26 protein-coding genes are annotated in these 26171 nt (G+C 73.0%); 17 read left to right on the top strand and 9 right to left on the bottom strand.

The genetic code is table 11. From position 1 onward, the window contains the following. Positions 1-6 precede the first annotated feature (6 nt). The 5 genes from ACZ7GJ_RS07990 (at position 7) to ACZ7GJ_RS07970 (ending at position 4263) form a co-directional block, all read left to right on the top strand. Positions 7-531: a hypothetical protein gene (locus ACZ7GJ_RS07990; RefSeq protein WP_470750291.1), complete on the top strand. Its 525-nt coding sequence runs from the start codon at positions 7-9 to the stop codon at positions 529-531. Continuing rightward, on the top strand, positions 516-1739 hold the full coding sequence (locus tag ACZ7GJ_RS07985; RefSeq protein WP_470750290.1) for a peptidoglycan-binding protein: 1224 nt from the start codon (positions 516-518) through the stop codon (positions 1737-1739). The genes ACZ7GJ_RS07990 and ACZ7GJ_RS07985 overlap by 16 nt, the downstream gene beginning before the upstream one ends. Then, positions 1736-2452, top strand: a complete 717-nt coding sequence (locus tag ACZ7GJ_RS07980; RefSeq protein WP_470750289.1) for an ABC transporter ATP-binding protein — start codon at positions 1736-1738, stop codon at positions 2450-2452. Before ACZ7GJ_RS07985 ends, ACZ7GJ_RS07980 begins: the two co-directional genes overlap by 4 nt. Beyond that, on the top strand, positions 2449-3669 hold the full coding sequence (locus ACZ7GJ_RS07975) for an ABC transporter permease (RefSeq protein WP_470750288.1): 1221 nt from the start codon (positions 2449-2451) through the stop codon (positions 3667-3669). The genes ACZ7GJ_RS07980 and ACZ7GJ_RS07975 overlap by 4 nt, the downstream gene beginning before the upstream one ends. Before the next feature lie 207 nt (positions 3670-3876). Continuing rightward, positions 3877-4263 carry an NUDIX domain-containing protein gene (locus ACZ7GJ_RS07970; protein WP_470750287.1) on the top strand — a complete coding sequence of 129 codons (387 nt, stop codon included), beginning with the start codon at positions 3877-3879 and terminating at the stop codon, positions 4261-4263. A 15-nt stretch (positions 4264-4278) separates the two neighbouring features. Here ACZ7GJ_RS07970 and ACZ7GJ_RS07965 read toward each other — a convergent pair whose 3' ends face one another. Further along, complete coding sequence (locus ACZ7GJ_RS07965) at positions 4279-5172, bottom strand: trypsin-like serine peptidase (RefSeq protein WP_470750286.1); 894 nt, start codon at positions 5170-5172, stop codon at positions 4279-4281. Between the two features lie 193 nt (positions 5173-5365). Between ACZ7GJ_RS07965 and ACZ7GJ_RS07960 the strand changes: the two genes are divergently transcribed. Together ACZ7GJ_RS07960 and ACZ7GJ_RS07955 are read left to right on the top strand one after the other, a co-directional pair. Continuing rightward, the gene (locus ACZ7GJ_RS07960) at positions 5366-6481 is read left to right on the top strand and encodes an alpha/beta fold hydrolase (protein WP_470750285.1); all 1116 of its coding nucleotides are present in this window, start codon (positions 5366-5368) and stop codon (positions 6479-6481) included. A gap of 33 nt (positions 6482-6514) precedes the next feature. Then, positions 6515-7003 carry an Imm63 family immunity protein gene (locus tag ACZ7GJ_RS07955; RefSeq protein ID WP_470750284.1) on the top strand — a complete coding sequence of 163 codons (489 nt, stop codon included), beginning with the start codon at positions 6515-6517 and terminating at the stop codon, positions 7001-7003. Positions 7004-7110: 107 nt separating this feature from the next. Here ACZ7GJ_RS07955 and ACZ7GJ_RS07950 read toward each other — a convergent pair whose 3' ends face one another. Then, positions 7111-8331 (bottom strand): amidohydrolase family protein, encoded by a 1221-nt coding sequence (locus ACZ7GJ_RS07950; RefSeq protein WP_470750283.1) that lies wholly within the window; start codon positions 8329-8331, stop codon positions 7111-7113. Positions 8332-8473: 142 nt separating this feature from the next. Between ACZ7GJ_RS07950 and afsR the strand changes: the two genes are divergently transcribed. Then, on the top strand, positions 8474-11584 hold the full coding sequence (afsR, locus tag ACZ7GJ_RS07945) for an SARP-family global regulator AfsR (protein ID WP_470750282.1): 3111 nt from the start codon (positions 8474-8476) through the stop codon (positions 11582-11584). A gap of 173 nt (positions 11585-11757) precedes the next feature. Further along, positions 11758-11946, top strand: coding sequence for a hypothetical protein (locus ACZ7GJ_RS07940; protein WP_470750281.1), 189 nt, complete (start codon positions 11758-11760; stop codon positions 11944-11946). A 140-nt stretch (positions 11947-12086) separates the two neighbouring features. On the opposite strand, the gene ACZ7GJ_RS07935 is transcribed toward ACZ7GJ_RS07940, so the two are convergent. After that, positions 12087-12845 carry an IclR family transcriptional regulator gene (locus ACZ7GJ_RS07935; RefSeq protein ID WP_470750280.1) on the bottom strand — a complete coding sequence of 253 codons (759 nt, stop codon included), beginning with the start codon at positions 12843-12845 and terminating at the stop codon, positions 12087-12089. A 137-nt stretch (positions 12846-12982) separates the two neighbouring features. Here ACZ7GJ_RS07935 and ACZ7GJ_RS07930 point away from each other — a divergent pair, with 137 nt between their 5' ends. Then, entirely contained in the window at positions 12983-13726 is a 744-nt protein-coding gene (locus ACZ7GJ_RS07930) for a class I SAM-dependent methyltransferase (RefSeq protein ID WP_470750279.1), read from the top strand. 24 nt (positions 13727-13750) lie between these two features. Here ACZ7GJ_RS07930 and ACZ7GJ_RS07925 read toward each other — a convergent pair whose 3' ends face one another. Further along, positions 13751-15421, bottom strand: coding sequence for a FadD3 family acyl-CoA ligase (locus ACZ7GJ_RS07925; RefSeq protein WP_470750278.1), 1671 nt, complete (start codon positions 15419-15421; stop codon positions 13751-13753). A 103-nt stretch (positions 15422-15524) separates the two neighbouring features. Between ACZ7GJ_RS07925 and ACZ7GJ_RS07920 the strand changes: the two genes are divergently transcribed. The 3 genes from ACZ7GJ_RS07920 (at position 15525) to ACZ7GJ_RS07910 (ending at position 17990) form a co-directional block, all read left to right on the top strand. Then, positions 15525-16676: a lipid-transfer protein gene (locus ACZ7GJ_RS07920; protein ID WP_470750277.1), complete on the top strand. Its 1152-nt coding sequence runs from the start codon at positions 15525-15527 to the stop codon at positions 16674-16676. Between the two features lie 112 nt (positions 16677-16788). After that, positions 16789-17214, top strand: a complete 426-nt coding sequence (locus tag ACZ7GJ_RS07915; protein ID WP_470750346.1) for a Zn-ribbon domain-containing OB-fold protein — start codon at positions 16789-16791, stop codon at positions 17212-17214. Further along, complete coding sequence (locus tag ACZ7GJ_RS07910; RefSeq protein WP_470750276.1) at positions 17211-17990, top strand: enoyl-CoA hydratase/isomerase family protein; 780 nt, start codon at positions 17211-17213, stop codon at positions 17988-17990. Before ACZ7GJ_RS07915 ends, ACZ7GJ_RS07910 begins: the two co-directional genes overlap by 4 nt. Before the next feature lie 39 nt (positions 17991-18029). On the opposite strand, the gene ACZ7GJ_RS07905 is transcribed toward ACZ7GJ_RS07910, so the two are convergent. Together ACZ7GJ_RS07905 and ACZ7GJ_RS07900 are read right to left on the bottom strand one after the other, a co-directional pair. Next, positions 18030-18527, bottom strand: a complete 498-nt coding sequence (locus ACZ7GJ_RS07905) for a hypothetical protein (protein WP_470750275.1) — start codon at positions 18525-18527, stop codon at positions 18030-18032. 38 nt (positions 18528-18565) lie between these two features. Next, positions 18566-19246, bottom strand: coding sequence for a TetR/AcrR family transcriptional regulator (locus ACZ7GJ_RS07900; protein ID WP_470750274.1), 681 nt, complete (start codon positions 19244-19246; stop codon positions 18566-18568). A 117-nt stretch (positions 19247-19363) separates the two neighbouring features. On the opposite strand from ACZ7GJ_RS07900, the gene ACZ7GJ_RS07895 reads away from it, so the two are divergent. Both ACZ7GJ_RS07895 and ACZ7GJ_RS07890 read left to right on the top strand, forming a co-directional pair. After that, complete coding sequence (locus tag ACZ7GJ_RS07895; RefSeq protein WP_470750273.1) at positions 19364-19939, top strand: NADPH-dependent FMN reductase; 576 nt, start codon at positions 19364-19366, stop codon at positions 19937-19939. After that, complete coding sequence (locus tag ACZ7GJ_RS07890) at positions 19936-20280, top strand: putative quinol monooxygenase (protein WP_470750272.1); 345 nt, start codon at positions 19936-19938, stop codon at positions 20278-20280. The genes ACZ7GJ_RS07895 and ACZ7GJ_RS07890 overlap by 4 nt, the downstream gene beginning before the upstream one ends. A gap of 350 nt (positions 20281-20630) precedes the next feature. Here the strand turns inward: ACZ7GJ_RS07890 and ACZ7GJ_RS07885 are convergent, their stop codons facing one another. Beyond that, positions 20631-21125: a peptidylprolyl isomerase gene (locus ACZ7GJ_RS07885; protein WP_470750271.1), complete on the bottom strand. Its 495-nt coding sequence runs from the start codon at positions 21123-21125 to the stop codon at positions 20631-20633. Positions 21126-21531: 406 nt separating this feature from the next. On the opposite strand from ACZ7GJ_RS07885, the gene ACZ7GJ_RS07880 reads away from it, so the two are divergent. Next, on the top strand, positions 21532-21684 hold the full coding sequence (locus ACZ7GJ_RS07880) for a hypothetical protein (RefSeq protein WP_470750270.1): 153 nt from the start codon (positions 21532-21534) through the stop codon (positions 21682-21684). Between the two features lie 21 nt (positions 21685-21705). Here ACZ7GJ_RS07880 and afsK read toward each other — a convergent pair whose 3' ends face one another. Together afsK and kbpA are read right to left on the bottom strand one after the other, a co-directional pair. After that, complete coding sequence (afsK, locus tag ACZ7GJ_RS07875; RefSeq protein WP_470750269.1) at positions 21706-24105, bottom strand: protein serine/threonine kinase AfsK; 2400 nt, start codon at positions 24103-24105, stop codon at positions 21706-21708. 222 nt (positions 24106-24327) lie between these two features. Then, positions 24328-25122 carry an AfsK-binding protein KbpA gene (kbpA, locus tag ACZ7GJ_RS07870; protein ID WP_470750268.1) on the bottom strand — a complete coding sequence of 265 codons (795 nt, stop codon included), beginning with the start codon at positions 25120-25122 and terminating at the stop codon, positions 24328-24330. Between the two features lie 267 nt (positions 25123-25389). Here kbpA and ACZ7GJ_RS07865 point away from each other — a divergent pair, with 267 nt between their 5' ends. Next, complete coding sequence (locus tag ACZ7GJ_RS07865) at positions 25390-26037, top strand: TetR family transcriptional regulator (RefSeq protein WP_470750267.1); 648 nt, start codon at positions 25390-25392, stop codon at positions 26035-26037. Positions 26038-26171: the final 134 nt, after the last annotated feature.

Here is a 26171-nt window from a genome sequence, read left to right as displayed (position 1 = left end):
GGCCGCATGAAGCGATCCATGACGATGACCACGGCCGCGGTACTGACCGGGCTGACCCTCTTCGTGACGGCGTGCACCGGAGGCTCCGGCTCCTCCGACGGCAAGGACGGCAAGGACGGCAAGAAGGACGGGGCCTCCTCGAACGCCGCGAGCGGCGGTGCGGGCGGGGGCGGCGGCGCGGACGCCGACAAGGCCCTGAAGGTGCGCAAGTGCCTGCGCGACAACGGGATCGACGCCCCCGACCCGGAGCCCGGCCAGGACCCGCGGGGCATGACCCTCGGCGGGGGCGCCGACTCCGAGGCGGTCAAGAAGGCCTTCGAGAAGTGCGGGCTGGAGGCCCCGGGCTCGGGTGCCGGGCCCTCGCAGGAGACCAAGGACAAGGCGCTGAAGACGGCCAAGTGCATGCGGGGCAAGGGCTTCGACGTGCCGGACCCGGAGTTCAACGGCAACGCCATGAGCGCCATGCAGATACCCGAGGGCGTGGACAAGCAGGCCTTCATGGACGCGATGAACCAGTGCGGCTCCGAGTGAACAAGCGCGGGAAGTGGCTGCTGGGCTCGCTGGCGGTCGTCCTCGCCGTCACGGGCGGCGGGTACGCGGTCGTCGCCCAGCCCCAGGGCAGCGGCGACGGCGACGGGTCGCGGCAGCAGCGTACGGACGGCCTGCCGCCCGGGACGGCACCGGTCACCCGCGGCGACCTGAGCTCCGGCCTCAAGGTCGAGGGCACCCTCGGGTACGCGAAGGAGCGCAAGCTCAGCGCGGCCGGCGGCAGCGGCACGGGAGACGGTACGAGCGGCGGCAGCGGCAGCGGCAGCGGCGGCGCGGGCTCCCCGGGCGCGGGCTCCGGGGCCCCGGGCTCCGGGGGCGGCGGATCCGCCGTACTGACCTGGGCCGCCGGCGCGGGCACGGCGATCGAGCGGGACGGCAAGCTGTACGAGGTCAACGGCAAACCGGTACGCCTCATGTACGGCAGCACCCCCGTCTACCGGGCCATGAAGTCCGGGGACAAGGGCGACGACGTCAAGCAGCTGAAGGCCAACCTGCTGGCCCTCGGCTTCGGCACCGGCCTCGACGCGTCGGACGGCACCTTCACGGCGGGCACGGCCACCGCCGTCAAGCGCTGGCAGAAGTCGCACGGCATGAAGGAGACGGGCGAGGTCGGCAAGGACGACATCGCCTTCGCGTCCGGTCCGCAGCGGGTGCAGAAGAACGACATGGCCGTCGGCGACGACGCCGGCGCGGGCAAACCCGTGATGACCCTGACCGGGACCGAGCGCATGGTCCGCTTCCAACTGGAGGTGGCCAAGGCGGGCGCGGCGAAGGTCGGCGACCAGGTCACCGTGACCCTGCCCGGCGGGGGCACGGCCACGGGCAAGATCGAGTCGATCGGCAGCACCGCCAACCCCGACGGCCAGGGCACGGGCGGCCCCGGGGGCGGGGGCGGCGACAAGAAGCCGAAGGTCGACGTCACCGTCACCCTCGACAACGCCTCCGACGCCAAGGGCCCGGACCAGGCCCCGGTGTCGGTGAACCTGACCGGCGAGACCCGCAAGGGCGTGCTCTCCGTACCGGTCAACGCACTGCTCGCACTCTCCGGCGGAGGCTTCGGCGTCCAGGTCGTCGAGGACGGCAAGGTGCGCGAGGTCAAGGTCGAACTCGGCATGTTCGGCAAGGGCCGGGTCGAGGTGAAGGGGGACTCCCTCAAGGAGGGAATGCAGGTAGGGGTCCCGAAATCATGAACACGCACGCCCGCCCGGTCGTCGAACTGACCGACGTCACCAAGGAGTACCCCGGCCCGGTCCACGCCCTGCGCGGGGTGGACCTGACCGTCATGAGCGGCGAACTCCTCGCCATCGTCGGCCCGTCCGGCTCCGGCAAGTCCACCCTGCTGCACATCGTCGGCACCCTGGACCGCCCGACCGCCGGACGGGTCGCCATCGCCGGGTACGACATCGCGACCCTCTCCGACCGGGCCCTGTCGGCCCTGCGCTCACGCCACGTCGGCTTCGTGTTCCAGTCCTTCCACCTCGTACCGGGCATCAGCGCCAAGGCGAACGTCGCCGAAGGACTGCTGTACTCCGGCCTCTCCCGGGCCGAGCGCGGCCGCCGGGCCGAGCGGGCCCTGGAACGGGTCGGCCTCGGCGACCGCATGGACCACCGGCCGCACGAACTCTCCGGCGGCCAGAAGCAGCGCGTGGCCATCGCCCGGGCGGTGGCGGGCGAGCCCGACCTGCTGCTCGCCGACGAGCCGACGGGCGCCCTGGACACGGCGTCCGGCGAATCGGTCATGGAGCTGCTCCACGAGCTGAACCGGGACGGAGCCACCATCGCCGTGATCACCCACGACAACGAGATCGCCGCCAGCCTGCCCCGGCAGGTGCGCATCCGCGACGGCGAGATCGTCGCGGACGTGTGGAACGCGGCGACGGCGACCGGGGCGGGTGTCGCGTGAGGCGCGCCGGTACGGGTACCCGTGCCCGCAAGCTGACACCGCCCCGGCTGCGGCCCCGGGACGTCTTCCACGTGGGGTCGGCCGGGCTGCGCTCCCGCCCCATGCGGGTGTTCCTGTCCGCCCTCGGGATCGCGATCGGCATCGCGACGATGATCGCGGTGGTCGGCATCTCGTCCTCCAGCCAGGCCAAGCTGCTGCGCGAACTCGACAAGCTGGGCACGAACATGCTGGTCGCGACCCCGGGTCAGTCGATGTTCTCGGGCCAGGACACCAAGCTGCCGAAGGAGGCCCCGGGCATGATCGCCCGTATCGACGGGGTCGAGTCAGTCGGCACGACGGGCGACGTACCGGAGGCCGTGCGGCGCAGCGAGAACATCCCGAAGGAGGAGACCGGCGGCATCGCCCTGAAGGCCGCCAAGGACGACCTGCTGGGGACCCTCCGCGCGCGGATGCGCAGCGGCACCTGGCTCAACGACGCCACCGGCCGCTACCCGTCGGTCGTGCTCGGCCACGTCACCGCCGAACGCCTCGGCATCACCGAGCCGGGGCGGCAAGTCTTCATCGCCGGCCAGTACTTCACGGTCATCGGCATCCTCGACCCCATCCCGCTCGCCCCCGAGATCGAGCGCTCCGCGCTGATCGGGTGGTACGCGGCGCAGGAGCTGCTGGGCTTCGACGGCCACCCGACGGCGGTCTACGAGCGCTCCACCGACGACCGGGTCGCCGAAGTCCGGGCGCTCATGGGCAAGACGGCCAACCCGCAGTCGCCGGGCACGGTCTCGGTCACCGACCCCTCGGCGGCGCTCCAGGCGAAGGCCGCCACCGAGGGTGCCTTCAGCACCCTGCTCCTGGGCCTGGGCGGCATCGCCCTGCTGGTGGGCGGGGTCGGCGTGGCCAACACCATGATCATCTCGGTGCTGGAACGCCGCCACGAGATCGGCCTGCGGCGGTCGCTGGGCGCGACGAAGGGCCAGATCCGCATCCAGTTCGTCACCGAGTCCCTGCTCCTGTCCGGCCTGGGCGGCCTGGCGGGCATCGCCCTCGGCGGCGCGGCCACCGGCATCTACGCCCACGCCGGCGACCTCCCCTGGGTGGTCCCCCTCTGGGCGGTCACAGGCGGCTTCGCCGCCACCCTGGCCATCGGCACGGTGGCAGGCCTCTACCCAGCGGTCCGCGCGGCCCGCCTGTCCCCGACGCTGGCGCTGCAGGCGGGGTGAGGGGGCTCCCGGGGGGCGGTGGGGGTGTGAGGGGCGGGTCGGGACAGGGGCTTTGCGGGACTGCTGTCCCGACCCGCCCTACGAGCAGTCCTCCCGCCACCCCATCCCCCTAACCCCCGCCCCGCCCCCCACCCCCCGGCGTAACCTGACTCGATGAGAACTCCACGTCAGGCAGCACGAATTGTCGTTCGCTCCCCCGACGGGGCGGTGTTTCTGTTCCGGGCCGACAACGTCGAGGTCGGCATTCACTGGCTGCCGCCGGGTGGTGGGATCGATCCCGGGGAGAGCCCCGAGGACTGTGTGCGGCGGGAGTTGCGCGAGGAGACCGGGTGGACCGACCTGGAGCCCCGGCGGCTGCTCTGCACCTGGGAGCACGACTTCACGCACCAGGGCATCCCCGTGCGTCAGCACGAGCACATCTACGTCACCGACGGCCCGCACCGGGAGCCCGTCACCGAGTCCCCCGACGCGCATTGGCGCTGGGTGCCGGCCCAGGCGCTCGCCGCGCTCGGCGAGCCGCTGTGGCCCCCGCGCCTCGCGGAGCTCCTCGCCGACATCCCCGCCGAGCCGGTCCACCTGGGCCTGCTCCGCTGACGGTGGGCCGGGCCGTCAGCGCTTCGCGCCCGGGGCGCCCGTCACGCCCGTCACTCCCGTCACTCCCGTCGCGCGGGCGTACAGCGCTGCCGCGTACTCGCCCAGGAGCGTGCTCGTGGAGACGTCGTCCGTGTCGCCGCCCGTCAGGATGCCGATGATCCGGCCGTCCTTGGCGATCCACGCGCTGCCGCTCGTGCCGCCCGGGAAGTCCGCGCAGTCGAAGCGCTGTTCCGTCGTGCTCTCGCGGACCGCGAGGCCCGTGCAGGTGCGCGGGACCTTGCGGTCCGCCGGGTAGCCCGTCACCGTGACCTCCTCGCCGGTGCGGCCCGTGGTGTCCAGGGCGGCGGCGCCGGTGACGTCCTCGATGTTGCGGCCCGAGGCGTCGGGGGCGAGGCGGGCGAAGGCGAGGTCGTAGTCGTCGTCGGTGCCTTCGGCCCAGCGGGGGTCCTCGTAGACCTCCTCGATCTTCCAGGTGCCGTACGGGGCCCGCCCGTCGGCGTACGCGGGTGCGAAGATCGCGCCCGCGCCGGCGGTCCGCCCGTCGAGCAGGCAGTGCCCGGCGGTGACGATCAGGTTCCGCCCGGGGCTGTGCACGACGGTGGCCGTGCAGAAGTGATCGCCCTCCACAGTGCCCTCGAACAGCGCCCCGGCGATGCGCGTGACCCCACTCTCCTCGGGGACGGGCCCGTTCGCGCGGGGGCTCGGCGAGGTGGACAGTTGCGGCTGCTTCGGCGCTTGCGACTGCGACGACCGGGAGGTCGAGGATGCCGTCGGGGGCGCCGCCTCCACCTGCGCGGAGGCCGCGCCGTCCGAAGCGGGCACCACCTTCGTCATGACCGCGGACGCACCCAGCGCCGCCACCGCGCACAACACCGCTGTCGCCACGGTCCGCTTGTCCACCACAGACACCCCTCCCAGCTTTGCTCTGGCGAAGCATGCCCTGCCGCCACTTCTGCCGCAAGGGGCGGTCCGGTCGCGGTCCGGTCGCGGCCCGACCGCGGCCGCCCGCGACCTCTACGCCTGCCGCCCAAGGGTGTTGACACCGCCGCCCGCCCGCCCCACACTCCTCCGCATACATCGGAAACAGTTTACGGGGGACACAATGCTCGCCGCCGCACTCGTCACCGCCGCCGCCACGCTCACCGCCCTGGCCGCCGCGCCCGCCGGCCTCCTCGCGCACCGCGCCGTACGCCGCGCCCGCGGCGCCGAGGCACTGCGCATCGACTCCCCCCGCGGCATCGACGAGCAGGGCTTCGTACAGATCGGCGGCATCGACCAGTGGATCTCGGTCCGCGGCGAGGACCGGGCCAACCCCGTCATCGTCGAGATCCACGGCGGCCCCGGAGCCCCCAACTCCGTCCACGCCACCCGGACCCGCGCCTGGGAGCGGCACTTCACGATCGTCCGCTGGGACATGCGCGGCGCCGGCAAGACCTTCGGCCGCGGCGGCGCGCAGGGCCAGGGCGAGGTCTCCTTCGACCGGCTCACGGCGGACGCCCTGGAGGTCACCCGCCACGCGCTGGCGCGGCTGGGCGCGGACCGCGTCGTACTGGTGGCCAACTCCTACGGCAGCGTCTTCGGGCTGCGCCTGGCCCGCAGCCACCCCCACCTGTACTCCGCCTACGTCGGCACCGACCAGAACATCCAGACCGCCGGCCGCGACACCGCCGCCCACGAGGCGCTGCTGGAGCGGCTGCGCGCCACCGGGAGGACCAAGCGGCTCGCGCAGGTCGAGGCGATCGGCCCGGACCCGTACGCGTGGACCGCCGAGCAGCGGGCGACGTACGCCAGGCTGAGCGCGCAGAGCGACCCGCTGACGCTGGAGACGCTCAAGAAGGTGGTCCTGGGCTCGATGTGGCTGTCGCCGCTGCACTCACTGCGCGACCTGCGGGACTGCTTCAAGGGGCAGTCCTTCTCGGAGCGGGCGACCGAGGGGACGGCCGGGTTCGACGACCGGGCCGACGGGACCCGGTTCGAGATCCCCTTCTTCGTCTTCCAGGGCGAGCACGACGTCCTGACCCCGGCGGCGGCCGCCAAGGCCTTCTTCGACGAGGTCGAGGCGCCGGTCAAGCACTTCGCGCTGATCGAGGGGGCGGGCCACTTCGCCTCGTTCCGCTGCCCGGAGCGCTTCCTGGAGCTGCTCCTGACCCACGTCCGCCCGGCGGCGCTCCGGGCTGCCGCCCAGGCCGTCTCGGACACTCCGTTTACGTCAGATTGACGATAATCAGTTCCCGGGACTACGCTCCCGAGCATGGACACGAAGCCGACGCGGGCGGCACTGGAGGCCGAGATCGCACGGCTCGGCGCGATCATCGGGTTGACGCCGTCCGAGACCCCCGGCTTCAAGTACCTCGAAGGCGTGGCCGGACTCCTGTCGGCCGACCCGGACGGCACGCTGGGCCAGCGCCGCTTCGAGCGCGGGGAGTTGCTCTCCGAGCGGCAGACCCGCGACCCCGACGAGTTCCTCTACTGGGCCTTCGAGGCCGCCACGGGCCGCGCCGCCCACGCCTGGGTCGCCCGCCGTCCCCAGGAGCCGGAGGACCGGAGGGGGCGTGAACTGGCGCGCCAGGCCTCCCTCCTCCACGCGCTCGACCCCCGCTGGGCCGAGCGCTGGCACAGCGGGCTGGCGCAAGGGCAGCAGAACTGGACCGGCGGTCGGCCCACCCCCGTCCCCGTCCCCGAGATGCCTCCGGCGCCGCTCGTCCTCGACCGCCCCTGGTGGCGACGCCTGCTCGGCTGAGCCGCAGGCCAGGACCTACGGCGGACAGCCCCGGCCGGAGCGTGCCGGCCCGGGGCTGTCCGCCATCCGCCATCCGCCATCCACCGCCCACCGCGCGGCGCCCGCGCTCACGCCCCCGGCCACAGGCCTTCCGGGGTCAGGCCCAGCAGGTCGATGGCGTTGCCGCGCACGATGCGGTCCACGACGTCCGGCGCGAGGTGGCCCATCTGGGACTCCCCGACCTCCCGGGACTTGGGCCAGGTGGAGTCCGAGTGCGGGTAGTCCGTCTCGTAGAGGACGTTGCCCACGCCGATGGAGTCCAGGTTCTTCAGCCCGAAGGCGTCGTCGAAGAAGCAGCCGAAGACGTGTTCCGCGAACAGCTCCGACGGCGGGCGCAGCACCTTGTCGGCGACGCCGCCCCAGCCGCGGTTCTCCTCCCAGACCACGTTCGCGCGCTCCAGGATGTACGGGATCCAGCCGATCTGGCCCTCCGCGTACATGATCCGCAGGTTCGGGAAGCGTTCGAACTTGCCGCTCATCAGCCAGTCGACCATCGAGAAGCAGCAGTTGGCGAAGGTGATGGTCGAGCCGACGGCCGGCGGGGCGTCCGCGGAGGTGGACGGCATCCGCGACGAGGAGCCGATGTGCATGGCGATGACCGTGCCGGTCTCGTTGCACGCCTCCAGGAAGGGGTCCCACTCGTCGGTGTGGATGGAGGGGAGGCCCAGGTGCGGGGGTATCTCCGAGAAGGCGACCGCGCGTACGCCGCGTGCCGCGTTGCGGCGGACCTCGGCGGCGGCCAGCCGGGCGTCCCAGAGCGGGATCAGGGTGAGCGGGATGAGCCGGCCGCGGGCTTCGGGGCCGCACCACTCCTCCACCATCCAGTCGTTGTACGCCCGCACCCCGAGCAGACCGAGCTCGCGGTCCTTGGCCTCGGTGAAGGTCTGGCCGCAGAAGCGGGGGAAGGTCGGGAAGCAGAGGGCCGACTGGACGTGGTTGACGTCCATGTCCGCGAGGCGGTCGGGAACCGAGAAGGACCCCGGGCGCATCTGCTCGTAGGTGATGACTTCCAGTTTGATCTCGTCGCGGTCGTATCCGACGGCGGTGTCGAGGCGGGTGAGGGGCCGGTGCAGGTCCTCGTACACCCACCAGTCGCCGATCGGGCCGTCGTCGCCCTTGGCTCCCATGACGGGGGCGAACTTGCCGCCGAGGAAGGTCATTTCCTTCAGGGGGGCGCGGACGACGCGGGGGCCGATGTCGTGGTACTTGGACGGGAGCCGGTCCCGCCAGACGTGGGGGGGCTCAACCGTGTGGTCGTCCACCGAGATGATCTTCGGGAAGGTCTCCATGTCCTCACGGTAGCGTCAATCTGACGAACCGTCAGCTAGTTGTACGGTGATCGCTCCGCGATCGGTCCACCACGGGCTGACGGGTACGAGCAAGACAGGGCAGACTGACCCTTACACCTACGGAAGGCAGGGGGGACACCAGATGGACGGCATACCGGCCATCCCGCACCAGCGGAACCACCCCGAGGCGGCCCGGAGCCCCCGACGTCCCGAGGCCACGGCCCCGAGTGCACCTGCGGAACGGCCTGTTGCGGAGTCCGTCCCCGAAACCACTCCTCCCTCACCCCCCACCGAAACCTCCGAAGCGCACCAGATCGCCGAACCCGCCCCCGGAGGCTCCCGGTTCGCCGTCCTCGGCCCCATCCGCGCCTGGCGCGGCGCCGAGCTCCTGCCCTCCGGAACCCCCCAGCAGCGCGCCCTGCTCGCCGTCCTCCTGCTCCGCGGCGGCCGTACCGCCACCGCGCCCGAGCTCATCGACGCGATCTGGGGCGAGGACCCGCCGCAGCAGGCCCTCGCCACCATCCGCACCTACGCCTCCCGCCTGCGCAAGGTCCTCGACCCGGGGCTGCTCGTCAGCGAGTCCGGCGGCTACGCCATCCGCCTGCCCCGCGAGGAAGCCCTCGACCTGGGCATCGCCCGCAGCCTCGCCACCGACGCCGAGCAGGCCCGTGGCGCCGGCGACCGCGCGCTCGCCCGTACGCTGCTCGCCCGCGCCCTCGACGTCTGGGACGGCGAGCCCCTCGCCGGAGTCCCCGGCCCGCACGCCGAGACCGAGCGCACCCGCCTCGACGAGTGGCGCCTCCAGCTCCTGGAGAGCCGCCTCGACCTCGACCTGGAGCTCGGCCACCACGCCGAGGCCGTATCCGAACTCACCGCCCTCACCGCCGCCCAGCCGCTGCGCGAGCGGCTGCGCGAGCTGCTGATGCTGGCCCTCTACCGCAGCGGCCGCCAGGCCGAGGCCCTCGCCGTCTACGCCGACACCCGCAGGCTCCTCGCCGACGAACTCGGCGTCGACCCGCGCCCCGAACTCTCCACCCTCCAACAGCGCATCCTGCGCGCCGACGCCGAACTCGCCCACGCCGAGGACCCTGCGCCGGCCGCCGCCCCCATCCAGGTAAGGCCCGCCCAATTGCCTGCCACCGTCCCCGACTTCACGGGCCGCACCAGCTTCGTGGCCGAACTGGGCGAGATCCTCGCCGGAGCCGACGGCCAGGTCATGGCCGTCTCCGCCCTCGCCGGCATCGGCGGCGTCGGCAAGACCACCCTCGCCGTGCACGTCGCGCACGCCGCCCGCCGGCACTTCCCCGACGGACAGCTCTACGTCGACCTCCAGGGCACCGAGCCGCGCCCCGCCGAACCCGAGGCCGTCCTCGGCTCCTTCCTGCGCGCCCTGGGCACCCCCGACAGCTCCATCCCCGACTCCCCCGCCGAGCGCGCCGCCCTCTACCGCTCCACCCTCGACGGCCGCCGCGTCCTGGTCCTGCTCGACAACGCCCGCGACGCCGCCCAGGTCCGCCCGCTGCTGCCGGGCACCGAGGGCTGCGCCGCCCTCGTCACCAGCCGGGTCCGCATGGCGGGCCTCGCCGGGGCCCATCTCGTCGACCTCGACGTGATGAGCCCCGAGGAGGCCCTTCAGCTGTTCACCCGCATCGTCGGCGCCGAGCGGGTCGGCGCCGAACGCCAGGCCGCCCTCGACGTCGTCGGCGCCTGCGGCTTCCTGCCGCTCGCCATCCGCATCGCCGCGTCCCGGCTCGCCGCCCGCCGGACCTGGACCGTGTCCGTACTCGCCGCCAAACTCGGCGACGAGCGCCGCCGCCTCGACGAGCTCCAGGCCGGAGACCTCGCCGTCAAGGCCACCTTCGAGCTCGGCTACGGCCAGCTGGAGCCCGCCCAGCAGCGCGCGTTCCGCCTCCTCGGCCTCGCCGACGGCCCCGACATCTCCCTGGCCGCCGCGGCCGCCGTCATCGACCTGCCCGAGCACGACACCGAAGACCTCCTGGAGGCTTTAGTCGACTGCTCCCTCCTGGAGTCCGCCGCGCCCGGGCGCTACCGCTTCCACGACCTCGTACGGCTCTACGCGCGTGCATGCGCCGAGCGCGACGAGCAGCCGCCCAGCGAGCGCGACGCCGCCCTCGACCGGCTGCTGGACTTCTACCTCGCCACCGCCTCCGGCGTGTACGGGCTGGAGCGCCCCGGCGACCGCCTCGTCGCGCACCTGTCCGCCACCCACTACCCCGGGCTGGTCTTCGCCGACCCGCGGGCCGCCCAGGACTGGCTCTACGCCGAGGCCGACCCGCTGCTCGCGTGCGTCCGGCAGGCCTCCGTACGCGCCGGCGGGAAGGCCGCCGGCGGGGACACGCAGGTGCTGCGCCGAGCCGTCGACCTGCTGTGGGCGGCCAAGGACCTCGCCGAGTCGGGCGCCAACTCCAAGCAGTACGAATCGGCCGCCACGGCCCTGCGCGACGCCGCGCACGCCGCCGAGGACCCGCGCGCCGAGGGCCGGGCCCGCACCACCCTGACCAACGTCCACCTGGTCGCCGGCCGCTTCGCCGAGGCCGACGACGAGGCCCGCCGGGCCACCTCGCTGGCCCGTACCGCCGGCGACCCGCTGCCCAGCTGCTGGGCGCCCAACGACCGCGGGATCATCGCCCTGTACGAGGGCCGGCACGCCGACGGCGAGCGGTACCTCCTGGAGGCCATCGAGAACTTCCGGGCCGACGGCAACAACGTCGGCGAGGCCAGCGCGCTGTGCAACCTCTCCCGCATCCACGTGGAGCTGGGCCGCCTGACCAGCGCCATAGAGCTGGCCCAGCAGGGCATCGCCATCTACGACCGGATGGGCCTGACCCTGCGCCTGGCCAACGGCCGCTACGCCCTCGGCATCGCCCTCACCCAGGCGGGCCGCCTCGCCGAGGCGCTGTCGCAGCTCACCGAGGCGCTGTCGCTGTTCCACGAGAACCGGCAGCCGCTGTGGGAGGGCGTGACCCACTTCCGGCTCGCGGAGGCCCATCTGGCGGCGCGCAGGCCCACGTTGGCCGCCTCGCACGCCGAGCAGGCCATCGCGCTGCGCGGCATCGGCGGCGAGTGGCGCCGGGCCACCGTGCTGACGGTGCTGGGCAAGGCGCTGCGGCGGCTCGGCCAGCGGGACCGGGCGCGGGTGTGCTGGCGGGACGCGGAGGTCGTTTTCACGCAGCTCGGATCGTCCGAACTGCGGGAAGTCCAGGCCTTGTTGGCGGCCGAGATCGCCGCCTGAGCTGTGCCCCGGCATGCTGAACGAGGCGTTCATCGTTCGTTTATCGCCGCGGGCCAGTATGTAGTTCATCGACTCGGCGTGTCGGGGGGCGCGGGAGTCGGCTGGAGGACCACCCGTTCGGCGGTCCGCGGGGGAATCGCCGAACGGGCCCGACCCATCCATCAGGAGATCCGATGACGACGAACGAGAACATCCTGCCGAACGACGGCGACATCAAGCCGCTGGACAACCACGCTTCCGGTGCGCCGATCAAGCCGCTGGACAACCACGCGTCGGGCATCGAGACCAAACCGCTCGACAACCACGCCTCGGACGAGGACATCGTGACGCTGGACAACCACGCGTCCGGTCCGCGTCCGTAGGACGCAAGGCCTACCACGGGGGGACCGGGGGTCACGGGGGACCAACGGGGGGCAACGGGGGAACGGCGGTCGCGGTGGCCCGGAGGGGGAGCCACCGCGGCCGCCGTATGCGCGTTTCCGGCCGACCGGATGCGCGGGTGTCAGCCGAGCCGGAGCAGCCGCTCCACGCCCCGGGCGGCTTCGAGCAGCGCCGGGGTGAAGCGCTCCAGCTCCGCGCGGGTGGTCAGGAAGGTGACCGTGGTCAGGCCGACCGCGCCCACCGGCACCCCGGCCCGGTCGAAGACGGCCGCGGCAACGCAGCGCACCGAGGGCTCGTTCTCCTCGTCGTCCACCGCGTAGCCGCGGGCCCGGACCGTACCCAGTTCCTCGGCGAGCGCTTCCCGGTCGGTGAGGGTGCGCGGGGTCAGGGCCGGCATTCCGGCGGTCCGCACGACCGCGTCGGCCTCGGCGGGCGCGAGGTGCGCGAGGACGGCCTTGCCGACGGCGGTGGAGTGCAAGGGGATCCGCACGCCGACGCGCGAGGCGGTGCGGAAGCGCTGGTCGCTCTCGATCTTCCGTACGCAGGTGAGCGCGTCACCGCTGCGCAGCGCCAGCTGGACGGCCTGGCCGGTGCCCCGCTGGAGGAACTGCAGCAGCTCGACGATGCCCTCGGGCCGCTCGGCGCCGATCTCCGCGGCCAGGGTGCGCAGCCGTAGGCCGATGCCGTAGCTGCCCTCGCCGTCGGTGACGGCGTAGCCCTGCTCGATGAGGGACGACAGGATCCGGTAGGTGCTGGACTTGGGCACTCCGGCGGCCGCCGCGAGTCCCGCGAGCCGGTGCGGCCCGCCTGGCTCGGCCAGCGCCTCGGTGATCCGCAGGGTCTTTTCGAGGGCGCTGCCGGCTGCGGAGCTCCGGTCCATGCGTCGGCCCGGTACCTCGTTCCGTATGGCACCTGTCACGAAAACCCCAAAGGTTGGCAAAATTACTTTTTCTACTCTACGTGACGGAGTGCCCCATTTGTGGTCGGCCGAAAGGACCAGAAAGCTAGGCTGGGCCCGTGTTCACCTCACAGGGGTCACAGGGGCCCACCCTCCGCGAACTGGCCGTACAGGCCCTCTCCTCGATCGAGCGGGGCTACGACCTGCTGGCCCCCAAGTTCGACCACACCCCCTTCCGCACCCCGGACCGGATGCTCGACGCCGTCGAGGAGACCCTCGCGCAGCACGAAGGCTCCTTCGATGCCGGGCTGGACCTGTGCTGCGGCACGGGCGCGGGCATCGGAATGCTCCGCCGGCTGTGCCGGGGCCGGGTGACGGGGGTGGACCTGAGCGCGGGCATGCTGGCCGAGGCCCGGCGCGCGCACGCGGACGCGGACGAGCGGGTCGATTTCCTACGGGCGGACGCGCGGGCCCTGCCGCCCGCACTCGGCGGCTCGTACGACCTGGCCGTGAGCTTCGGGGCCTTCGGGCACTTCCTCCCGGCCGAGCGGCCCGCCGTCTTCGCCGGGGTGCACGGCGCCCTGCGGCCGGGCGGGGTCTTCGCCTTCCCCATCGGCGCCCCGATCCCGCCGCGGCACCCGGCCTGGTGGGTGACCGCGGGCTTCGACGCGGCGATGCGGGTGCGCAACGCCGTGTGGCGGCCGCCCTTCGTCATGTACTACCGGACCTTCCCGCTGGGCGGCGTCCGCGCGGACCTGCGGGCGGCCGGCTTCACGGTGGAGACCGTCCCGCTGGAGCACTTCGGGCGCCGCCCCGACGCGGTGCCGCGCTGGCGGCTCGTACTGGCGCGGCGGGCGCAGTGACTGCCGCTGGTGCCGCGTCAGGCACTAGCGCGCCCGCAGCTCCCGCTTGAGCACCTTGCCGCCGGCGTTGCGCGGGAGTTCGGCGACGAACTCCACCTCGCGCGGCACCTTGTAGTTGGCCATCTCCCGCCGCGACCACGCGATCAGGTCGTCAGCAGTGAGCAGCGAGCCGGGGCGCCGGACGGCGTAGGCCTTGCCGACCTCGCCCAGCCGGGGGTCGGGGACCCCGACCACGGCGATGTCGGCGATGTCCGGGTGCAGGCCGAGGAGTTGCTCGATCTCGGCCGGGTAGGCGTTGAAGCCGCCGACGATGAACATGTCCTTGATCCGGTCGGTGATGCGCAGATTTCCCGCGGCGTCGAGGACCCCGACGTCGCCGGTGCGCAGCCAGCCCTCGGCGGTGATGGCCTCGGCGGTCTCGGCCGGCTCCTCGAAGTAGCCCTGCATGACGTTGTGGCCGCGCACCCACACCTCGCCCGCCTCCCCCGCGGGCAGCGCGAGGCCGTCGGCGCCGGCGACCCGCACCTCGGTGCCGGGGATGGCCCGTCCCGAGGTGGAGGCGATGGTCTGCGCCGGGTCGCCGCGGCGGCACATGGTGACGATGCCGCTGGCCTCGGAGAGACCGTAGGCGGTCAGGACGGTGGCGATGCGCAGTTCGCCGCGCAGCCGCTCGACGAGCCGCAGCGGGACCACGGCCGCGCCCGTGACGACCAGGCGCAGCGCGGAGAGGTCGTGGTGGTCGCGCTGGGGGTGGTCGAGGAGGGACTGGTGCAGGGTGGGCGGGCCGGGGAGTACGGAGATCCGCTCGGCGGCGACGTTGGCGAGGACGGTGTCGACGTTGAAGACGGGCTGGGGGACCATGGTGGCCCCGCGCATCAGGCAGGCGATGATCCCGGCCTTGTAGCCGAAGGTGTGGAAGAAGGGGTTCACGATCAGGTAGCGGTCGCCCTCGCGCAGTCCGGCGAGCTCGCTCCACACGTCGTAGCAGCGCAGGGACTGGGCGTGGGTGATGACGGCGCCCTTGGGGCTGCCCGTGGTGCCGGAGGTGTAGATGATGTCGGAGGGGGCGTCGGGGCGTACCGCTTCGATGCGCTCGCGGACCGAGGCGGCCGTGACCGTGTCCCCGCCGGCCAGGAAGTCCTTCCAGGTGCGGAAGGAATCGGGGGCGTCCTCGGCGAGGACGACGACCTGCTCCAGGTGCTCCAGGCCCGGCAGCGGGCCGGAGCCCCGGCCCTCGGCGGCGGCCCGGCGCAGGGAGGCGACGTAGGAGGTGCCCAGGAAGGTGCCGGTGATGAAGAGCAGTTTGGCGCGGCTGCGCCGCAGGACGTAGGCGGCTTCGGTGCCCTTGAAACGGGTGTTGAGGGGGACGAGTACGGCGCCCGCCGAGACGGCTCCGAGCGCGGAGACGATCCACTCCAGGGTGTTGGGCGCCCAGACGGCGACCCGGTCGCCCGGCTCGACCCCGGCGGCGATGCAGGCGGCCGCGGCGTGCTCGACGCGCTCGCCGAGCTGCGCGTAGCTGATGCGGACGCGCCCGTCCACGACGGCCTCGTGCCCGGCGTACCGATCGGCGGCCGCGCGCACCAGGCCGCCGATGCTGCCCCAGCGCAGATCGCCCCGTACGTCCTCGTGGTCGCCGCCGCGCTCGCCGCCGCGGTCGTCCTCGTGGCCGCCCTCGCGCTCACCATCGTCCATCGCTCGTCGTCCCTCCCCACTCCTGCGACACCAGTAGCTGACTATCCGTCAGATTAGCTGTAGCCTTCGCGGCTGTCAGTACTGGTGCACCCCGGAGGTGGCGATGGCGGCAACGCTCAAGGACGCTACGGCGATAGTCGGCATCGGGCAGACCCCCTTTGCCAAACAACTGCCGCAGTCCGAGAAGGAGTTGGCCTGTCGAGCCATTCTGGCGGCACTCGCCGACGCCGGCATAGCGCCGTCCGAGGTCGATGCCTTCTCCTCCTACACGATGGAGGAGACCGACGAGGTCGAGGTCGCCAAGGCCATCGGCGCCGGCGACGTCACCTTCTTCTCCAAGATCGGCTACGGCGGCGGCGGTTCCTGCGCCACCGTCGGCCACCTCGCGGCCGCCGTCGCCACCGGCCAGGCCACGGTCGGCGTCGCCTGGCGCTCGCGCAAGCGCGGCTCCGGCCCGCGCCCCTGGAAGAACACCGCCGTCCAGCTCCCCACCCCCGGACAGTGGACCCGCCCCTTCGGGCTGCTGCGCCCCGCGGACGAGATCGCCATGCTGGCCCGGCGCTACATGCACGAGTACGGGGCCACCCGCGAGCACCTCTTCAACGTCGCGATGGCCTGCCGCAACCGGGCCAACGAGAACCCGGCCGCGATGATGTACGACCGCCCGCTGACGCGCGAGATGTACATGACCTCCCGCATGATCAGCGACCCGCTCTGCCTCTTCGACAACTGCCTGGAGACCGACGGCGCGCTCGCCTGCGTGATCGTGAGCGCCGAGCGGGCCCGGGACTGCCGCCAGAAGCCCGTCTACGTCCACTCCGCCGCCCAGGGCCTGCCCGCCCAGCACCACGGCATGGTCAACTACTGGAACGACGACCCGCTGTCCGGACCCGCCTGGACCGCCGCCCGACACCTGTGGAAACAGGCCGACTTCGGGCCCCAGGACGTGGACGTGGCCCAGATCTACGACGCCTTCACCCCCCTGATCCCGCTGTCCCTGGAGGGCTACGGCTTCTGCGGGCGCGGCGAGGGCGCCGCCTTCACCGAGGGCGGGGCGCTGGAGATGGGCGGCCGGCTGCCCATCAACACCGGAGGCGGCGGACTCAGCGAGGCCTACGTGCACGGCTTCAACCTGATCAACGAGGGCGTCAAGCAGCTGCGCGGCATCTCCACCGCCCAGGTACCGGACGCCGCGACCTGCCTGGTGACGGCGGGTGAGGGTGTCCCGACGTCCGCGATCCTGCTGAGAGCCTGAGGAGCCGATCATGACCGCCGACACCGCTGCCGACGCTGCCACCGCGGACGCCGACGCCACTGCCGCCTCCGCTGCCTCCGCTGCCTCCGCTGCCTCCGCTGCCGCCGAGGGGCTGCTCCTCCCCGTGCCCGACGAGGACGGCGCCCCCTTCTGGGAGTACGCCGCCCGGGGCGAACTGCGCGTCCAGGCCTGCACCGCCTGCGGCCGACTCCGCTTCCCGCCGCGCCCGTGCTGCCCGCACTGCCAGTCCTTCGACTCCGAGTGGCGCCCGATGAGCGGCCGGGGCCGCGTCTGGTCGTACGTACAGCCGCACCCGCCGCTGCTCCCCGCGTACGCCGCGCGGGCCCCGTACAACGTCGTCCTCGTCGAGCTCGCCGAGGCGCCGCACATCCGCCTGGCCGGCAACCTCGTCACCTCGGCGGACGCCCCGATCGACTCCCTCGACCCGGCCCGGCTGCGCATCGGCGCACGGGTCCAGGTGGTCTTCACCGAGCTCGGCGGGGTCACCGTGCCGCGCTGGATCCTGGAGAAGCCGTGACGCTGCGGGTCGAGCGGGACAAGGAGACCGGGGTCGCCCTCGTGACCCTGGACCGGGAGCGCAGGCACAACGCGATCGACCTGGCGACGGCGGCGGAACTCGGCGCGGTGTGGCGGGAGCTGCGCCACGAGGAGGACGTACGGGCGGTGGTCCTCACCGGGGCGGGCACGGCCGCGTTCTGCACGGGCATCGACCGGGGGGTGGAGGTCCCGCAGCCGGCGTCCCCGTACTCGGTGGACGATCCGCTGATCGCCATCGGCCCGAAGGCGTGCGACCTGTGGAAGCCGGTGATCGCCGCCGTCAACGGCATGGCGTGCGGCGGGGCCTTCTACCTGCTGGGCGAGTGCGAGTTCATCGTGTCCTCGGAGACGGCGACGTTCTTCGACCCGCACACGACGTACGGCATGGTCAGCGCATACGAGGCGGTCTACATGGCGCAGCGGATGCCCTTCGGCGAGGCCGCCCGGATGTCCCTGATGGGCACGGCGGAACGGCTCTCCGCGCGGCGGGCGTACGAGATCGGCCTGGTCTCGGAGCTGGCCGCGCCCGCGGAACTGCTCCCGGCGGCGCTGCGGGCGGCGCGGACCCTGGCCGGGTTCCCGACGGAGGCCGTACAGGGCACCGTACGGGCCCTGTGGTCGGCCAAGCAGGCCGCGCTGCAGCAGGCGCTGGCGCAGGCCCCGGCGCTGATCGCGCTGGGGAACCTGCCTCCGGAGCGGCAGGCGGAGCTGTTCGGCGGGCGGCGCGAGGGTGCCGTGGAGCCGCGGGTGCGGTGAGGGCGGCGGGGCGGCGGCGGTCGGGCCGGCGCCGGGGCGTCAGCGGATGCGGCCGATCTCGCAGCGCAGGATCTCGGCGGCCTTGGCCGCGTCCGCCATCGGGACGGTGACCGTCTTGGCCTCGCGACCCTTGAGGGTGACCCGGACCGAGGTGCTTTCGAGGTTGGCGCCCCGCTCGCCCGCGAAGTTCAGCGGTACGTCGAAGGTGCGCTCGGTGTCGACGCGCGAGGTGACCTCGATGACGGCCTGCGGCTGGCCCGGGCCGGCGCAGGTGACGACCGTGGCGCGGGCGGGCTCCTTGGTGGTGCCCTTGCTCCCGCCGGTGGTGGTGTTGGTGCTGTTGCTGTTGCTGTTGCTGTTGTTCGTGGTGCGCTTGGTCTTCTTGGAGCTGGAGCAGCCGCCCCCGCCGCCGCTGCTCTTGCTCTTCCCGCTGCCGCCGCTGCTCCCGCTGCTGCCGCCGGTGGACGAGAAGCCGGTGAGCGCGAGCACCACGCCCACCAGTACCGCCGTGAATCTGATCCGTCTTCCAGCCACCATGGCCCGATGCCTCCCCTGAGCGACGGCGGGCCACGCTATCAGGCGCCCGCGGCCCCGTAGCGGGCCAGGAACATGTCGACGCCCGCGGCCACGCAGGCCCGCAGTTCCGCGTCCTCGGGCCCGTATCCGGGGTCGAAGGTCTTGGCGAGCTGTGGGATCGACATGGTCACCGAGACGAGCTGGCGTACGGCGAGCTCCACGTCCGGGACGTCGAGCACCCCGCGCGCGCAGAGGTCCCGTACGGCGTCCACGAGCGGGGCGTTGGCGGCGGCGTAGGTGCGCTCGTACCAGAGCCGGCCGAGCTGCGGGAAGCGCTCGACCTCGCCGATGACCAGGCGGCGCAGCGACATCAGCTCGTCGGAGAGCAACGCGCGCGTCCAGTCGTACTGCACGTCGATCATGGCGGCGCGCAGGTCGGGGGCGCCGCCGAAGGTGGCCGGGCAGGGCTCCAGGTCGGTGTACGCGTGGTTCAGGACGCCGCCGACGACGGCGAGGAAGAGGCGCTCCTTGCTGCCGAAGTGCTTGTACACGGTCGGCTTGGAGACGCAGGCGCGCGAGGCGATGGCGTCGACGGAGGCGGCGCTGTAGCCGCTGCCGAGGAACTCGGCGTAGGCGGCGTCGGTGATCGCGCGCCGCTTGGCCTGGGAGGAGCTGACGGCTTCCGGGATCACCGGGATTCCGTAGGCGTCACAGGCATCGGTGGCATCGGTCTTGCTCATGGGGACATCCTAGCGCGCCGGCTAAACCAAACGGTGTAGTTGCGGGATTGAACTGAACGGTTTAGTGTTTTCGATGTCCAGAGCACGACTCACCGCCACGCTCCAGGGGGAACCACCATGTCCGAGTTCAAGATCTTCGCCATCTCCGGCAGCCTCCGCGCCGACTCGCACAACACCGCGCTGCTGCACGCCGCCCGCAAGCACCAGCCCGGCGGCCTGGACATCGAGATCTACGACGGCCTGCGCGAGATCCCGCCGTACGACCAGGACCTCGACAACCCCCAGGACCGCCCGGCCGCCGTCGCCGAGCTGCGCCGGCGGGTCGAGGAGGCGGACGGGCTGCTGATCGCCACCCCGGAGTTCAACTACTCCATCCCCGGCACCCTCAAGAACGCCATCGACTGGGTCAGCACCGACTGGACCCGCGAGGAGGGCCTGCCGCTGCACCGCAAGCCCGTCGCGATCCTGGGCGCGGCGCCGACGAACTTCGGCACGGTGCGGGCGCAGCTCGCGCTGCGGCAGGTGTTCGTGTGGACCGACAGCGACGTGGTCGTGAAGCCCGAGGTGCAGGTGTTCCGCTCCCACGAGCGCTTCGACGAGAGCGGCAACCTGACCGACGAGACCACGATCGCCCTGGTCCAGGACCTGCTCACCGCCCTGCGGACCAAGGTCGAGGCGGCGGCCGCGCGATGAGCGGCGCGTCCGGAGCCGAGGTGACGGCCGCGCCGCCGGTGACGGGGGTACCGGCGGCGTCCGTCACGGCGATAGCGCGCCTGCGGGCCCTGCCGGGGCGCGGGGCCGAGGTGCGCGCCCAGGCGCTCGCCCTGGTCGCGCCCACCAGGGCGGAGCCGGGCAACATCTCCTACCGCCCGTACGAGGACCCGGTCGCCCCGGGGTCCTGGGTGGTCCTGGAGGAGTGGGCGGACGAGCCGTCCTGGCAGGCCCACCTGGCCTCACCACACCTGGCTCGTGCCCTGTCCCGTACGGCCGCCCTGCTGGCCGAACCGCCGCTGGTCGCCGAGTACCGCGCGTGAACGAGGCCCTGCTGACCGCCCGGCGTGCGCGTGCCGGGGGCCGGGCGTAGCGACCGCCTCCCGACGCACCCCTCGGCCCCGGGGGGCCTCCGGAGCTTCGAGCTGCTGCGCCGGACTCCGCCCGGCGTGCGGGCGCCGGGGGCCGGGCGTAGCGTCGGGATCGAGACCTACCCCGCAGGGCCGGGCACGATCCGCAGCGCGCTCGGCTCGCTGATGGGCCTCACCACAGCGGCGGCCGCCGTCTGGAGCCCCTTCCGTGCCCGGTACGACGGCCGTCACGCCCCCGGACATGGCGGCGGCCCCGGCCCCCTGATGGGGGCGGGGCCGGCCGGCCGGGCAGGCGATGGGGATCAGGCCTCGACGACGCCCGAGGACGCGATCTCGATCTTGGCGCGGGTGGCGCCGGACTGGGAGCCCAGGCCCTCGATCTTGGTGACCAGGTCCGAACCGGAGACGACCTCGCCGAAGACGACGTGCTTGCCGTCGAGCCACGGGGTCGGGATGGTGGTGATGAAGAACTGCGAGCCGTTGGTGTTGCGGCCGGCGTTCGCCATCGACAGCAGGAACGGGCGGTCGTGCTTCAGCTGGAAGTTCTCGTCGGCGAACTTCTCGCCGTAGATGCTCTTGCCGCCGGTGCCGTTCTGGTTGGTGAAGTCGCCACCCTGCAGCATGAACTGCGGGATGACGCGGTGGAACGGCGAGCCCGCGTAGCCGAAGCCGTGCACGCCGGTGGCGAGCTCACGGAAGTTCTGAGTGGTCTTCGGGACGACGTCGTCGAAGAGCTTGAACTCGATGCGGCCGGCGGCCTCGCCGTTGATGCTGATGTCGAAGTAGACGTTGCTCATGGGGTCCATCCTGTCACTCCCGGTGCGACACGCGACCCGGAGGGCCCCGGCGAGGCGCCGGAACCCCCCGAGAACTTGATCGGGTGAGCCGTCCGCATATGCCTGCGGCGCATGTCCAAACGGGCTGCTGGCGATCGAGGCACAGGTCGTAGCTGACCGCGAAGCACGCATGTCCCGCTCCACTCCTCGTCGTCTGCCAGGACAAGACCACCGCCGACTGGGCAGCCGGGCCGTTCCGGCTCGGCTGGGCCGCTCGAAATCCGCCTGGGCAACAGCCTGGCAAGAGACATCTGGAGGCACTGATGCCGCGCACTTCCCCGGCCGGGGCACCCTCATCGAGGAGACCTACCTGGAAGGCGAAGCCAAGGGCAGGACCGAAGGTAGGAGCGAGGAGCGGGCACTGCTCGTGCTGCGGGGGCTGCAGAACCGGGGGATCGCCGTCTCGGACGGGATCCGGGACCGCGTCACCGCCTGCGGCGATCTGGACACCCTCGGGCGCTGGATCGACCTCGCCTTCACCGTCGGTCACGCCGAGGAACTCTTCGCCGAGGAGAGCTGACCCCCGGGGCCGAGCCCCGGGTCAGCCGGCTGTGCGGGTGCCCGTGCCCTTCGCCGCGTCCAGGGCGTAGACGCAGCGGTCCTTGCTGCACGCGTAGACCACGCCCGCCTCGGCCACCGGGGCGCCGGTGATCTCGCCGCCCGTGGCCAGCTTCCAGCGGAGCTGGCCGCCCGCCGCGTCCAGCGTGTACAGGCAGTGGTCGGCGGAGCCGAAGTGCACGCGGCCGTCCGCGACCGCCGGCGGGCCGGTGATCTCCCCGCCCGCGGCGAAGCGCCACTTCGGGGTGCCGGTGACCGCGTCGAGCGTGTACAGGGCGCTGCCCGCGCCCAGGTGGACGTTGCCGTTCGCGACCAGCACCGGGTCCGCGGACGGGCGGGGCTCCGTAGCGATGCGCCAGCGGTCCTTGCCGGTGGCCGCGTCCAGGGCGTACACGGTGCCGAGGTAGTCGGCGAGGTAGACCCCGCCGCCCGTGACCGCCGCCCCCGGGGCGAAGGCCGGGGCCGCCAGGAACACGGCCGGGGCCTCGAAGTGCCAGCGGACCCGGCCCGAGGCCCGGTCGACGGACAGGACGCGGGTGCCGGCCGCGACGTAGACGTTGCCGTCCGGAGCCGGGGTGACCCGCACCGGGACGTTGCCGCAGGAGGCCGCGTCGCCGACCGGGTACGACCAGGACTCGCGGCCGCTGCGGGCGTCCAGGGCGCGCAGCCGCGCGTCCTGCCACACGTACACGGTGCCGTCCGCCAGGACCGGGGCGCCCTCGGCGGTCTCGAAGTCGGTCTGCGCGCCGGTCAGCTCCCACAGCTTCTGGCCGTTGGACGCCTCCCAGCCCTGTACGCCGCCCCCGCGCGTGGCGGTGACGACGGTGCCCCGGTCGGCGCGCAGGGCGTACACCCAGGCGTCGGTGGACAGCCGCCACCGCTCGGAGCCGTCGGTGGCGTCGAGTGCGTAGAGGGAGGGCCCGTCGGAGGCGTGGATCCGGCCGTCCGCGACGGCCATGGACCAGGCGACGTCCCGGGTCTTGAACTGGCGCCGGCCGCTCGCCACGTCCAGGGCGTGCACCTCGAAGGAGGTGACGTACAGCAGGTCTCCGGCGACGGTCGGGGTGCCCCAGACCTCGTTGGACATCCGGAAGCGCCACGGCCGCCAGCGCCCGCTGTCCGGGGCCGGCCCGGGGTTCGGGTTCGGGATCGCCGGTACGGACGACGGGGCGGCCACGGCGGCCACGGCGGCCGCGGCGGAACCGCCCGGCGGGCGCACCCAGCCGGTCGCCGAATCCGCCGCCGCGGCGGGCGCCGCCGCCGTCGCGCGCGGCCCGGGCCCGATCGGCACCGGGGACCCGCCGAGGCGTACGGGCTCACCGGACGGCGCGGGGGTCAGCGGCGGCCGCTCGGGGCGCTGCGGGACGGCCTGGCCGGTGCGCGGGTCGACCCACGGGTCGGCCCCGCCGCGCGGCTCACGGCGGTGCGTGGCGGCCTCGGCGGCGCGCCCGGCGGGGCGGCCGGGCGCCGGGACCGGCGCGGCCGTCGCGCGCTGGCCGGCCCGCCGGGTCTCGATCATCGCGACGGCCCGCGCGGGCAGCCACGCCGAGGCGGTGCCGCTGTCGTCGCCGCCGTCGAACAGGTGCGGGGCGAGCTGCGCCTGAAGGTCGGCCGGCGTCGGGCGCAGGGTGGCGTCCATCTGCATGCAGGAGTCGATCAGCGGCCGCAGCTCGTCCGGGAGCCCCTCCAGGTTGGGCCCCTCGCGCAGCAGCATGAACACCGTCTCCACCGGATTGGCCCCGTGGTACGGCGGGTGCCCGGTCGCGGCGAAGACCAGCGTCGAGCCGAGCGAGAAGACGTCGCTGGCGCCCTTGACGCTGCGGGAGTCCTTCGCCTGCTCGGGCGACATGTAGGCGGGGGTGCCGACGGCGACGTTCGTCATGGTCAGGCGGGTGTTGGAGACCCCGCTCGCGATGCCGAAGTCGATCACGCGCGGGCCGTCCTCGACGACGAGCACGTTCGACGGCTTCAGGTCGCGGTGGACCAGGCCCGCCCCGTGGATGGACTGCAGCGCCTCGGCGATGCCGGCCGCGAGCCACCGTACGGCCTGGGCGGGCATGGGCCCGCACTCGTTGACGATCTCCTCCAGGGAGGGCGCCGGTACGTACGCGGTCGCCAGCCACGGCACGGCGGCCCGCGGGTCGGCGTCGACCACGGCCGCGGTGTAGAAGCCGGACACGGCGCGCGCCGCTTCCACCTCGCGGGTGAAGCGCACGCGGAACAGCTGGTCCTCGGCGAGCTCGGTGCGCACCGTCTTGATCGCGACCCGGCGTCCGGACCCCGACCGTGCGAGATAGACCAGCCCCATGCCGCCGGCGCCGAGCCGTCCCAGCACCTCGAAGGGGCCGATCCGTCTCGGGTCGTGCTGCGTCAGCTGCTCCACCACTCGCCTCCACACCTCCCCGTACGGACCCTTGCCGGGCCCGCTCCCTCAACAAGCACGCAACCGGCACACGCGCCGGCACGCGGCGGTCGGCCGGTGCAGCGTCTCACTCCGGGCCCCGCCCGGGGTCGTGCCAACCCGATTCTGTCAGGCCCGCGCCTGGTCCGGCCCCGTCAACGGGCCCGACTACGGATCCGAATGCGGACCCGGCCACCGCACCGGCTACGCCGACGGCCTGGTGCGCGGCTCCGACAGCAGTCCGAAGACCGCCCCCTGATTGTCCGCGACGACCGCGATCCGGCCGTAGGGGGTGTCGAAGGGATCCGCGGTGACCCGCCCGCCGAGCCGCTGGACCATCGCGACGGACTGGTCGCAGTCGGGTACCGCGAAATACGCCAGGAAGTGCGCGGGCATGATGTCGGGGAAGGCGTCGGTGATCAGGCTGCGGCCCATGACGGCGCTGTCCGGGCCGGGCGCGCTGCCGGGCGGGGACCAGACGCGGTATTCGACGCCGGCGTCGTCCTGGTCCTGCGGGACGTAGCCGAAGACCTTGGCGTAGAAGACGTCCACGGCGTCGCGGGCCCGCGTGTAGACCTCGGTCCAGCAGTACGTGTACGGCTCCTGCTGGGCGTCGAAGCCGTGGTGGGTGCCGGGCTGCCAGAGGCCGAAGACGGCCCCGCCGGGGTCGGCGGCCATCGCGGCCGTCCCGTACGGGCCCACGGGCATCGGGTCCATCACCATCTGGCCGCCGGCGGCGCGGATGCGCTGGGCGCAGGCGTAGGCGTCGGAGGTGTAGAGGTAGATCCCCCATACGGTGGGCATCCGGCCGTCGGGCTTGGGGGCGAGGGCGGCGACGTTGCGGCCGCGGCTGTAGGCCTGCGTGTAGTGGCCGTACTCGGGTCCCGCGCTGTCGGAGAAGGTCCACCCGAAGAGCTCACCGTAGAAGCGCTTGCCCGCCTCGACGTCGGGAAGCGAGGCATCCACCCAGCAGGGTGCGCCTTCCGCGAATGCGGCCATGAGCCCGTTTCCTTCCGTTGTGCGGGGGTGCGTCCCCTCCCGCCATCCTCCCCCAGCCATGATCCGACCGAATACTTGTCCACAGCCTGTTGATAAGACTATTCGGGGGATACCGCCGGGAACGGGGCGGCGCGCCAGGGGCGCCCGCACGGCCGAAAGGGAACCTCACGACGCTACGTGACGGCTCGGAGCCCAGGCCAGGCACCCCGTAACCCCATTTGCAGGCGGCCGAATCGCGCCCGGATCACCCCTCGGTAAGCTGACGGCATGACAGGACAAGTACGCACCGTCGACGGCCGCGTTGCCGGCCGGCGCGGTCAGGCGACGCGGCAGAAGCTGCTCGACTGCCTCAGCGAGATGCTCAGCTCCTCGCCGTACCGCGACGTCAAGGTGATCGACGTCGCCCGCAAGGCCGGAACCTCGCCCGCGACCTTCTACCAGTACTTCCCGGACGTCGAGGGCGCCGTCCTGGAGATCGCCGAAGAAATGGCCAACGAGGGCGCGCAGTTGACGTCGCTCGTCGAAGGCCGTTCCTGGGTCGGCAAGTCCGGCTGGACGGCGGCGGAGGAACTCGTCGAGGGATTCCTGGACTTCTGGCGGCGCAACGACGCGATCCTGCGGGTCGTCGACCTCGGCGCGGCCGAGGGCGACAAGCGCTTCTACAAGATCCGCATGAAGATCCTGAACTCCGTCACCAACTCCCTCACGGAGTCGATGAAGGAGCTCCAGGCCAAGGGCAAGGTCGACAAGGACCTCAGCCCGGCGGCGATGGCCGGTTCGCTGGTCGCGATGCTGGCCGCGGTCGCCTCGCACCAGAAGGGCTTCCAGACCTGGGGCGTCAAGCAGGCCGAGCTCAAGCCGAACCTGGCGCTGCTCGTCCACCTCGGCATCACCGGAAAGAAGCCGACGAAGTAGCGGGGGGGGGGGGGGGGGGGGGAGGGGTGGGGGGGGAGGGGGGAGGGGGGGGGGGGGGGGGGGGGGGGAAGGGGGGGGGGGGGGGGGCGGTGGTGGGGGGGGGGGGGGGGGTGGTGTGGGGGTTGGAAAAACAA

Source organism: Streptomyces sp. NPDC037242 (assembly GCF_055604165.1).
Note: the sequence above shows the minus strand (reverse complement) of the source record. Positions and strands in the feature narration are given on the sequence as shown.

Excerpts from the sequence above, each read along its gene's own strand:
- ACZ7GJ_RS07940 (WP_470750281.1), top strand. The coding sequence starts at position 11,758 with ATGACGACGAACGAGAACATCCTGCCGAACGACGGCGACATCAAGCCG.
- ACZ7GJ_RS07935 (WP_470750280.1), bottom strand. The coding sequence starts at position 12,845 with ATGGACCGGAGCTCCGCAGCCGGCAGCGCCCTCGAAAAGACCCTGCGG.
- ACZ7GJ_RS07900 (WP_470750274.1), bottom strand. The coding sequence starts at position 19,246 with ATGAGCAAGACCGATGCCACCGATGCCTGTGACGCCTACGGAATCCCG.
- ACZ7GJ_RS07950 (WP_470750283.1), bottom strand. The coding sequence starts at position 8,331 with ATGGAGACCTTCCCGAAGATCATCTCGGTGGACGACCACACGGTTGAG.
- ACZ7GJ_RS07960 (WP_470750285.1), top strand. The coding sequence starts at position 5,366 with ATGCTCGCCGCCGCACTCGTCACCGCCGCCGCCACGCTCACCGCCCTG.
- ACZ7GJ_RS07895 (WP_470750273.1), top strand. The coding sequence starts at position 19,364 with ATGTCCGAGTTCAAGATCTTCGCCATCTCCGGCAGCCTCCGCGCCGAC.
- ACZ7GJ_RS07925 (WP_470750278.1), bottom strand. The coding sequence starts at position 15,421 with ATGGACGATGGTGAGCGCGAGGGCGGCCACGAGGACGACCGCGGCGGC.
- ACZ7GJ_RS07905 (WP_470750275.1), bottom strand. The coding sequence starts at position 18,527 with ATGGTGGCTGGAAGACGGATCAGATTCACGGCGGTACTGGTGGGCGTG.
- ACZ7GJ_RS07920 (WP_470750277.1), top strand. The coding sequence starts at position 15,525 with ATGGCGGCAACGCTCAAGGACGCTACGGCGATAGTCGGCATCGGGCAG.
- afsR (WP_470750282.1), top strand. The coding sequence starts at position 8,474 with ATGGACGGCATACCGGCCATCCCGCACCAGCGGAACCACCCCGAGGCG.
- ACZ7GJ_RS07885 (WP_470750271.1), bottom strand. The coding sequence starts at position 21,125 with ATGAGCAACGTCTACTTCGACATCAGCATCAACGGCGAGGCCGCCGGC.
- ACZ7GJ_RS07980 (WP_470750289.1), top strand. The coding sequence starts at position 1,736 with ATGAACACGCACGCCCGCCCGGTCGTCGAACTGACCGACGTCACCAAG.
- ACZ7GJ_RS07865 (WP_470750267.1), top strand. The coding sequence starts at position 25,390 with ATGACAGGACAAGTACGCACCGTCGACGGCCGCGTTGCCGGCCGGCGC.
- ACZ7GJ_RS07955 (WP_470750284.1), top strand. The coding sequence starts at position 6,515 with ATGGACACGAAGCCGACGCGGGCGGCACTGGAGGCCGAGATCGCACGG.
- ACZ7GJ_RS07990 (WP_470750291.1), top strand. The coding sequence starts at position 7 with ATGAAGCGATCCATGACGATGACCACGGCCGCGGTACTGACCGGGCTG.
- kbpA (WP_470750268.1), bottom strand. The coding sequence starts at position 25,122 with ATGGCCGCATTCGCGGAAGGCGCACCCTGCTGGGTGGATGCCTCGCTT.
- ACZ7GJ_RS07890 (WP_470750272.1), top strand. The coding sequence starts at position 19,936 with ATGAGCGGCGCGTCCGGAGCCGAGGTGACGGCCGCGCCGCCGGTGACG.